This is a genomic window from Acinetobacter sp. YH01022, from assembly GCF_013420235.1.
In the GTDB taxonomy this organism is placed as follows: Bacteria; Pseudomonadota; Gammaproteobacteria; order Pseudomonadales; family Moraxellaceae; genus Acinetobacter.
In genome coordinates this window covers 98,773-106,175 of the sequence record NZ_VOYP01000009.1, presented here as the reverse complement: position 1 = coordinate 106,175, position 7,403 = coordinate 98,773, and the positions used below count along the sequence as shown (strand labels likewise).

At 40.0% G+C, this 7,403-nt stretch carries 8 protein-coding genes; 3 read left to right on the top strand and 5 right to left on the bottom strand.

The genetic code is table 11. From position 1 onward, the window contains the following. Positions 1-97: transposase domain-containing protein (locus FTT87_RS05030; RefSeq protein ID WP_004785112.1), on the top strand; the 97-nt coding region annotated here is incomplete at its 5' end. Positions 98-433: 336 nt separating this feature from the next. Here the strand turns inward: FTT87_RS05030 and FTT87_RS05025 are convergent. The 5 genes from FTT87_RS05025 to FTT87_RS05005 form a co-directional block, all read right to left on the bottom strand. Continuing rightward, positions 434-919: a GNAT family N-acetyltransferase gene (locus FTT87_RS05025; protein WP_180043951.1), complete on the bottom strand. Its 486-nt coding sequence runs from the start codon at positions 917-919 to the stop codon at positions 434-436. Positions 920-1,021: 102 nt separating this feature from the next. Then, a complete protein-coding gene (locus tag FTT87_RS05020; RefSeq protein ID WP_180081639.1) occupies positions 1,022-2,221 on the bottom strand; it encodes an acyl-CoA dehydrogenase family protein in 1,200 nt (399 codons plus the stop codon). 24 nt (positions 2,222-2,245) lie between these two features. Next, positions 2,246-3,532: an acyl-CoA dehydrogenase family protein gene (locus FTT87_RS05015; protein WP_180081643.1), complete on the bottom strand. Its 1,287-nt coding sequence runs from the start codon at positions 3,530-3,532 to the stop codon at positions 2,246-2,248. A gap of 236 nt (positions 3,533-3,768) precedes the next feature. Continuing rightward, positions 3,769-5,142 carry an AarF/ABC1/UbiB kinase family protein gene (locus FTT87_RS05010; protein WP_180081637.1) on the bottom strand — a complete coding sequence of 458 codons (1,374 nt, stop codon included), beginning with the start codon at positions 5,140-5,142 and terminating at the stop codon, positions 3,769-3,771. A 266-nt stretch (positions 5,143-5,408) separates the two neighbouring features. Then, entirely contained in the window at positions 5,409-5,714 is a 306-nt protein-coding gene (locus FTT87_RS05005) for a hypothetical protein (RefSeq protein WP_180081636.1), read from the bottom strand. Between the two features lie 201 nt (positions 5,715-5,915). Here FTT87_RS05005 and FTT87_RS05000 point away from each other — a divergent pair, with 201 nt between their 5' ends. Further along, the gene (locus FTT87_RS05000) at positions 5,916-6,281 is read left to right on the top strand and encodes a lysozyme inhibitor LprI family protein (protein ID WP_180081634.1); all 366 of its coding nucleotides are present in this window, start codon (positions 5,916-5,918) and stop codon (positions 6,279-6,281) included. A 103-nt stretch (positions 6,282-6,384) separates the two neighbouring features. Then, positions 6,385-7,395, top strand: coding sequence for a 50S ribosomal protein L3 N(5)-glutamine methyltransferase (gene prmB, locus FTT87_RS04995; protein WP_180174513.1), 1,011 nt, complete (start codon positions 6,385-6,387; stop codon positions 7,393-7,395). Positions 7,396-7,403: the final 8 nt, after the last annotated feature.

Below are 7,403 nucleotides of genomic sequence, written 5' to 3'. Positions count from 1 at the left end.
TGCCTATTTAAGTGATGTGCTGAAAAGGCTGCCGACACATAAAGTGACCCAGATTGAAGAGTTACTGCCACACTGCTGGAAACCTAAATCGAATTAAAAATTGGTATGGGATTCAGCGGACGCTTACGCTTATTCTTGTTAAGGTTTGAAAATACTAAAAAATAAGCCTCATAGCTAGATGATGCCTATTTTATCTTATGAGGGGTGATTAACTTCTGTTTTAGCTTCCTGCTTATATCGTTTATTCTTTTTATTAGGGAAACTTCCTGTTTCCTGATGCTTTTAGCATAAATTTATGACTCAATATGCTGTAGAGGTTAATAAATATTTTCAGTGTAAGTCAAAGTAGACAACAAGATATTAATTAAATCTTAATAACCCTGATGAGTTAAATGAATATGATTTTTTATATAAAACAATAAAATAAGACCGATTATAGCTGTTTTTCCATCCAGATTTCACAGGCATGGCTATGTCCGGTGTTTCCCTTAGGTTGATCTAAATATTGAAAACCTAATTTTTCATAGAGTTTCACTGCTTGCCAAAGTTCCTTGGTGGTTTCCAGATAACATGATTGAAAACCATGCAGCTGTGTAAACTGAAAGGCTTTTGCTAAAAGTTGTTTGGCGAAACCTAAGCCTCGAACTTCAGGTAAAAAGTACATTTTCTGAATTTCTAAAATTGTAGAATCACCCTTTAAAGGTGATAAGCCACCGCCACCCAGAATTTTACCCTGTTGATTTTCAATTACCCAGTATTGGGCATTTGATTGCTGATAAACTGTATATAAATCATCTAAAATAGGATCGGCTACAGCAAAACCAGATTCAGGAGCAAGGCCAAATTCTTTAGAAACTTCACGAATAACCTGTGCAATTTCAGCATTGTCTTGGGGTTGAATAGGTCTGATCTGGTACATAAAACTCAATAAATAAAATAAAAGGAGATTGATTTTTATAACGCGATATCTAATAAAAATCCACCTTTTGTCCGGTTTTACGCGTAGAAAAAAGCGACAAATTTATTTTAATTCACTAGAATTTTTGCCTAACTCACGTCGAGCAATAATCAGTTGCTGAATTTGTTGAGTACCTTCAAAAATATCAAGAATTTTTGAGTCACGTGCCCATTTTTCTAACAATTCCTCTTCGTTATAGCCCACACTTGCTGCAAGTTCGACACATTTTAAAGTAATTTCATTACAGATACGGCCAGCTTTCGCTTTGGAAATGGAGGCTTCACGTGAGTTTGGTTTTTTATTATCTGCCATCCAGGCTGCTTTCATGGTGAGTAAACGAGCAGCTTCCCATTCTGCTTCCATGCGGTAAATCTGCGCAGCAATATGCGAGCTCTGTAGATAGGGAGTCTGGTAATTTTCATCTAACTGATCTTTGAAAATTTCCTTAACTCTTTCCAGAGATGCTTTGGCACATCCTACTGCCATAGCAGCAACCAGTGGGCGGGTATTGTCAAAAGTTTCCATAACGCCAGCAAAACCTTTGGCGACATCAATTTCAGCATGACCCAACAGATTTTCTGCAGGTACACGGCAGTCAATAAAGCTGATCACAGCCGTATCGGATGCTTTGATGCCCAGTTTATGTTCAAGACGTTCTACTTTCATTCCAGGTGTTCCTTTAGGAACGACAAAGGATTTAATTGCAGCACGGCCGAGTTTCTTGTCCAATGTTGCCCAGACTACTACAGCATCGGCACGCTCACCCGAGGTTACGAAAATTTTTTCACCATTTAAGATGTAATGGTCACCGTCTTTTGTCGCTGTAGTTCGAATAGCGGCAGAGTCTGAACCACAGCTGGGTTCCGTAATGGCCATGGCCGCCCATGTGCCTTTAAAGCGCTCCAGCTGTTCATCATTGGCAACAGCAGCAATGGCAGAATTCCCCAAGCCTTGACGCGGCATGCTGAGCAATAAACCGGTATCGCCATAGCACATTTCGATTACGCCAACTACCGTAGACATATTGACGCCATTTTTGTTGCCTGAATCTGCATAGCCACGTTTGCCCACTGCAGCACCGGCATTGATGCCTTCGCCACCATCATTCATGCCACCAATGAGTGAGGCGAACATGTCCAGTTCCTTGGGATAGCTGTGTTCAGCCTTGTCATATTTTCGTGAAATGGGGCGTAGTACATTTAAAGCTGATTCATGGGCTTGATCTATCAACATTTTAAATTTTTTAGGATTTTGTAAATTCATCTGCATCATTCCTTATTGGATAGATTAAGCATGTAAGCCTGAATACAAAATTGCAGTAGCACGTAAATCACGATACCAACGCTCAACTGGATGTTCTTTGGTAAAGCCATGGCCACCCAGAATTTGTACACCATCAGTACCAATTTTCATGGATTTTTCAGCACAAAGTAGACGTGCTAGATAAGCCTCACGATGGAAGGGGTTTCCTGCTTCAGCCAGGCTGGCCGCATTTAAAATCAGCATGCGCATGGCATCAATTTCAATAGCCATATCCGCAATCATAAAGGCGATACTTTGGCGATGTGAAATAGGTTCACTAAATGCAGTACGTTCATTGGCATATTGAATACAGTAAGCTTTGACTGCTTCACATGTGCCAACTGCCATAGCACACCACATTAAGTTTCCCAGATCTAAAAATGCCAGATAATCAAAGTCATCATCACTTAACAGTTCAGCAGGCGTATTATGGAATTTTAAGCTAACGGTTTCGGTTGCCTTTAGACCCATAGCCGGACTTTTTTGAGCCGTAATACTGCGATCACGTTTAACAATAAATACTTCTGGCGAGCCATTGAGCTCAGCATTGACCAGAAACAGATCTGCAGTTTTACCTAAAATCACCAAGGTTTTTTCGCCATTAATATAGTATTGCCCATTGATTGAACTGGCTTGGGTTTTTAATTTCAGTGGATTAAATGCAGGAGTGGCTTCCTGGATGGCAAAGGTGGCGTGTATCTCTGCATCATTTGCAAAGCTGGACAAATAGGTCGCCTGAACTTTTTCAGAACCCCATTGTGTAATGGCATTAATCACGCTAAAGGTTGAAAGTAATCCGGCAGTTAAGCTGAAATCACCTTTGGCCAAATGTTCTGCAACCAAAATATTGCTTAAAATATTTTTTTCGGTGGTCACTCCACCCAAGGTTTCAGGCAAAGCATAATAATTTAGTCCCAAGTCTGTTGCATGTTGCCAAAGCGTTGCAGGAAATTGTTCGTTATTGTCTGCCTGGGCTGCCAGTGGATAAAGCACTTCGGATGCAAACTGCTCCATCGCATCACAGCTCATTTGCTGTTCTTCAGTCAGGCTCAAATCAAAGAGTGATTTCTGCTGATTGGGTAAACGTTGCTTGCTGACTCCGGAACTGGCTTTAAAAACTTTTTGGGTTTTACTTAAAGTTTTAAAACCCATTTTTGAGCTTTGATAGAGAGATTTTTCCAGAAATTTGCGCAGTTTGAGTTGATCAAGTACCTCGCTACCGGCAATTCTGGTAATGAGGGATAGCCCAAGTCCTTGAGCCTTATTTACCATATTGGTCATTTTTGTCATCCATTGGTTTTTGATTCTTTATATTTTTTATGCTGACATGTGAATATGGAAATGACTATGTCATCCCTGACAATTAAAATTGACTTGGATGAACGGTTAAAATGAAGTTTAAATTTGATTAAATAATTGAATATTATGTATTTTATTATAAGTAAAGCTTGGGGTGAAAAATAAAAATTGACTAGAATGACAAGAGATCATTCTAGTCTGTGCACAGCTTATAGAAAATTCGCCACCATTTTCCGTACATTGGTTTTTGCATCAATGACGGTCATGAAGGTATACGCACCAATGAATTTACGGCTAATAAACATAAACTCTTTAGGGGGTACACTGAAATAACGCGATGCCATCGATTTGGAAGCACGTTGCATGACACGGCTATGAAGTTGGCTTTTTTTCCAGTCATAGCGCTGATTTTGATCCATTACGCCTTCGGGCAAGTCTGGATTATTCATTATGCTACTAAAGGCTTCGGTGGCCAATAAAAACACTTTAGCCATATCTGGCTTGATACTTTGCGGAATGGAATCAAAAAATTCATAGCCGGTCATGGCATGAACCATTTCATCGATATTATGATCATAACCGGCTTTAATCAGGTTGCGGGCGACTTTCAGCAAATGTTCATCAAACTGGCGAATTGCCCCGAAATCCAGTAATACAATCTTGTCTTGAGTTTCTACGCCATCTCCCAAACGGACCAGATAATTGCCAAAGTTTGGATCGGTTTGCATTTCGCCCCATTCAAAAATTTCACGAACCGCGATCTCGAGAGAGGCTTCGCCTAACTGGTTGCGACGTTCTTGAGGAAGAGAGAGCATCACAGGGCTGTTGATCGGAACGCCACGCTCAAAAGTCATGCACAGCACTTGATCGGTACAATACTCATCCACAATTTGCGGGACGATATAACGAGGATCATCTTTTAAACGGTCGGCAAAACGGCGAGTGGTCGCGGCTTCAATTTCATAATTGACTTCACGATGCATCATTTCACGAACTTCATCGAACCACTGATCAAATTCACGGGTTTGCGGCACCATACGGGTCAGTTTGAGCATGTTTTTAAACAGGCTCATGTCTGAATCAATGGCATCTGCCACGCCCGGATACTGGATTTTTAATACGATTTCCAAACCATCCGAATTGCGTGTGGCGCGGTGTACCTGGGCTAAAGAGGCGGTGCCCAAAGGTTCACGGTCTACGGTCAAATCATGCAGCTTGGCGCCAAGCTGCTGTTCCAGTTGTTGCTTGATAGCCGGCCAGGCAAGTGCAACGGTCTGATTGTTTAAGGTATTTAAAGCCTGAGTGATTTCTTCAGGTAAAAAATGTTCGCCATACAGGGCCATCATTTGCCCGATTTTTACAATCGAACCTTTTAATTTACCAATTTCAGAAACAAGATAATCGGCTTGTTCTTTCATGGCTTTTTTACGTTTCTTTTCTTTTTCTGCTTCGCTTGAAAATAGGGTAGTTGCACTCGATGCAGCCCAGCGCGTTCCTGCGAGTAATGAGGCTTTAGCGATAGATAAGCGTCGATCCATGGAAGAAGTTTTGAGTTGTTTAAGCTTATCGTTCTGATCTGACATTAAACAAAATCCTTAATCAGCAAGTCGCAGAATATTTAATTGTAGCGGATATTACCGTTTATTCACGTATTAAAAAAGTTCAATGTGCTGAATGGAGAGTAAATATGTTTAATATTTCATTTATTTTCCATGAAAAGTGTCACGGTACTTAGACAAAATAGAATTCAAGTGACACCTGTGCTTTGATCATAGACTCCCGATGAGATTTATCAGGATTAAAGATAGGGATAGGGCAGAAAACCTGCTGCTCAGGGATGAGCTGAGATTTACATCCGAAATTGAATTTTAATATCGCCTTTCTGCTGTAACAATTTTTTATTGTCCTGAATATGTTTAAAAATCATGGCTTGAACCGTGTCATGCTGAAAACCAAGCGCATAACCTTTAACAATAATGATGCTTGGAAAACTAAAAAACAGATATTTTGCATCATCTTCTGACGGGCTGCTATGAATGGCGTGTGCAAGTAAAGTGTGTTGAAAGAATTTTTTTTCCTTCTGTACCTGTGCAGAAACGGTATCATTCCAGTAGTTTTCACGCATTGCCATTAAATTATTGTGTTTGTAGCTCATAACAATAAAAATATTTTGTAGAAAAAGAATTGAAAATATATGGGGATATTTTAGCCAGATTCAATATGCAATATGAATGATTTTTTTTGAGTGGTGGAATAAATGATCGGGTTATAGGAATTTGCACATGATTGATGTAGTATCAAGGGATAAACACAATAATAGTATTTGATATTAAGTCTTTTCAGACACGGGAATATTATGCGATTGGCAATATCAAGTATGCTGAGTCTAGCTGCTTTCTGGTCAAATTCAGTTTTAGCTCAAGGCTATTCTGACGAATATAATAAATGTCTCAACACTTCTTATGGTGAAATTGAAACAGTCAAAAAATGTGTCGACAAAGAACTGAAAAATCAGGGAAAAATTTTAAATAAAGCTTATAAGGGCTATATAAATAAGAATGCGGTTAATCAAACTAGTATCGAGCAACAGCATACACTTTGGCTTAACCGTGTGGATCAAAAATGCTATTTAAAAGTAACGTCTGCCTATATGGCCGTTAAACAATCCAAGTGTGTACTCGAAATGACAATGGAGCGTACTCACTATTACCAGACCAAATAAATTCGCCATAGATATTTGTTTTTAATCTGGTCGAAACATTATAAAACCCCACAAAACAAGGTATCATAAGGCGTTTTAAAAATTGACCTTGGAGATGCCTTAAGTGGATCAACTGACTATTAGCCCTGAACATTTACAGGAAGCCGCTGAAAACCTAAGCACAATTCGCGATTTTATCCGTTTTGGTGTTTCAGCTCTACGTCAATACGATGCACACTTAGGTCAAGGTACAGAAGATTTTTTTGCTGAAAGCTCGGCTTTAGTCCTGCAAACACTGGCATTGGACTGGAATGCCAACCCGGAAATTTTAGATGCGAAATTGTTGCCAAGCGAAAAGGCAGAATTTATCAGCTTGCTGGAGCGTCGTATCAATGAAAAAGTGCCAACCTCTTATTTATTAAATCTGGCTTATTTCTGTGGTAAACCGTTTTATGTTGATGAGCGTGTACTGATTCCACGTTCACCGATTGCAGAATTGATCAATCAGCGTTTTGCACCTTACTGTCTGGATGAACATGGTCAGATGCGTGAAGCCTTGAACAATCTTCCAGAAAATGATCATCCGCAAACACCGCGTCGTATTTTAGACATGTGTACTGGTTCAGGCTGTATTGCAATTGCTCTGGCTTATGCATTCCCGGAATCTGAAGTGGATGCAACGGACATTTCTAGAGAAGCTTTAGAAGTGGCTTCTATTAACGCTGAACATCACAACATGCAATATCAGGTTGCATTGATGGAATCCGACTTATTTGCAAAAATTCCTGCTGAGAATCAATATGATTTAATCGTATCTAATCCTCCGTATGTGGATGCGGAAGATATGGCGGATTTACCTGCAGAATTCTTGCATGAACCTGAGCTTGCACTTGCAGCAGGTCAGGATGGTCTGGATCTGGTGCGTAAAATGCTGGCACAAGCAGCGGATTACCTGACTGAAGATGGCTTGATTGTCATTGAAGTGGGCAACTCTGAATGGGCGATGAAACAGAACTTTAATACTGTAGATTTCCATTGGCTCACTTTCCAGAATGGTGGTTCAGGCATTTTTGCTTTGACAGCAGAGCAGTGCCGTAAATACCGTGATTTATTTGTACAATCTGTTCAAGCATAAGGAGTTGT

Excerpts from the sequence above, each read along its gene's own strand:
- FTT87_RS05025 (WP_180043951.1), bottom strand. The coding sequence starts at position 919 with ATGTACCAGATCAGACCTATTCAACCCCAAGACAATGCTGAAATTGCA.
- FTT87_RS05020 (WP_180081639.1), bottom strand. The coding sequence starts at position 2,221 with ATGAATTTACAAAATCCTAAAAAATTTAAAATGTTGATAGATCAAGCC.
- FTT87_RS05015 (WP_180081643.1), bottom strand. The coding sequence starts at position 3,532 with ATGGTAAATAAGGCTCAAGGACTTGGGCTATCCCTCATTACCAGAATT.
- FTT87_RS05010 (WP_180081637.1), bottom strand. The coding sequence starts at position 5,142 with ATGTCAGATCAGAACGATAAGCTTAAACAACTCAAAACTTCTTCCATG.
- FTT87_RS05005 (WP_180081636.1), bottom strand. The coding sequence starts at position 5,714 with ATGAGCTACAAACACAATAATTTAATGGCAATGCGTGAAAACTACTGG.
- FTT87_RS05000 (WP_180081634.1), top strand. The coding sequence starts at position 5,916 with ATGCGATTGGCAATATCAAGTATGCTGAGTCTAGCTGCTTTCTGGTCA.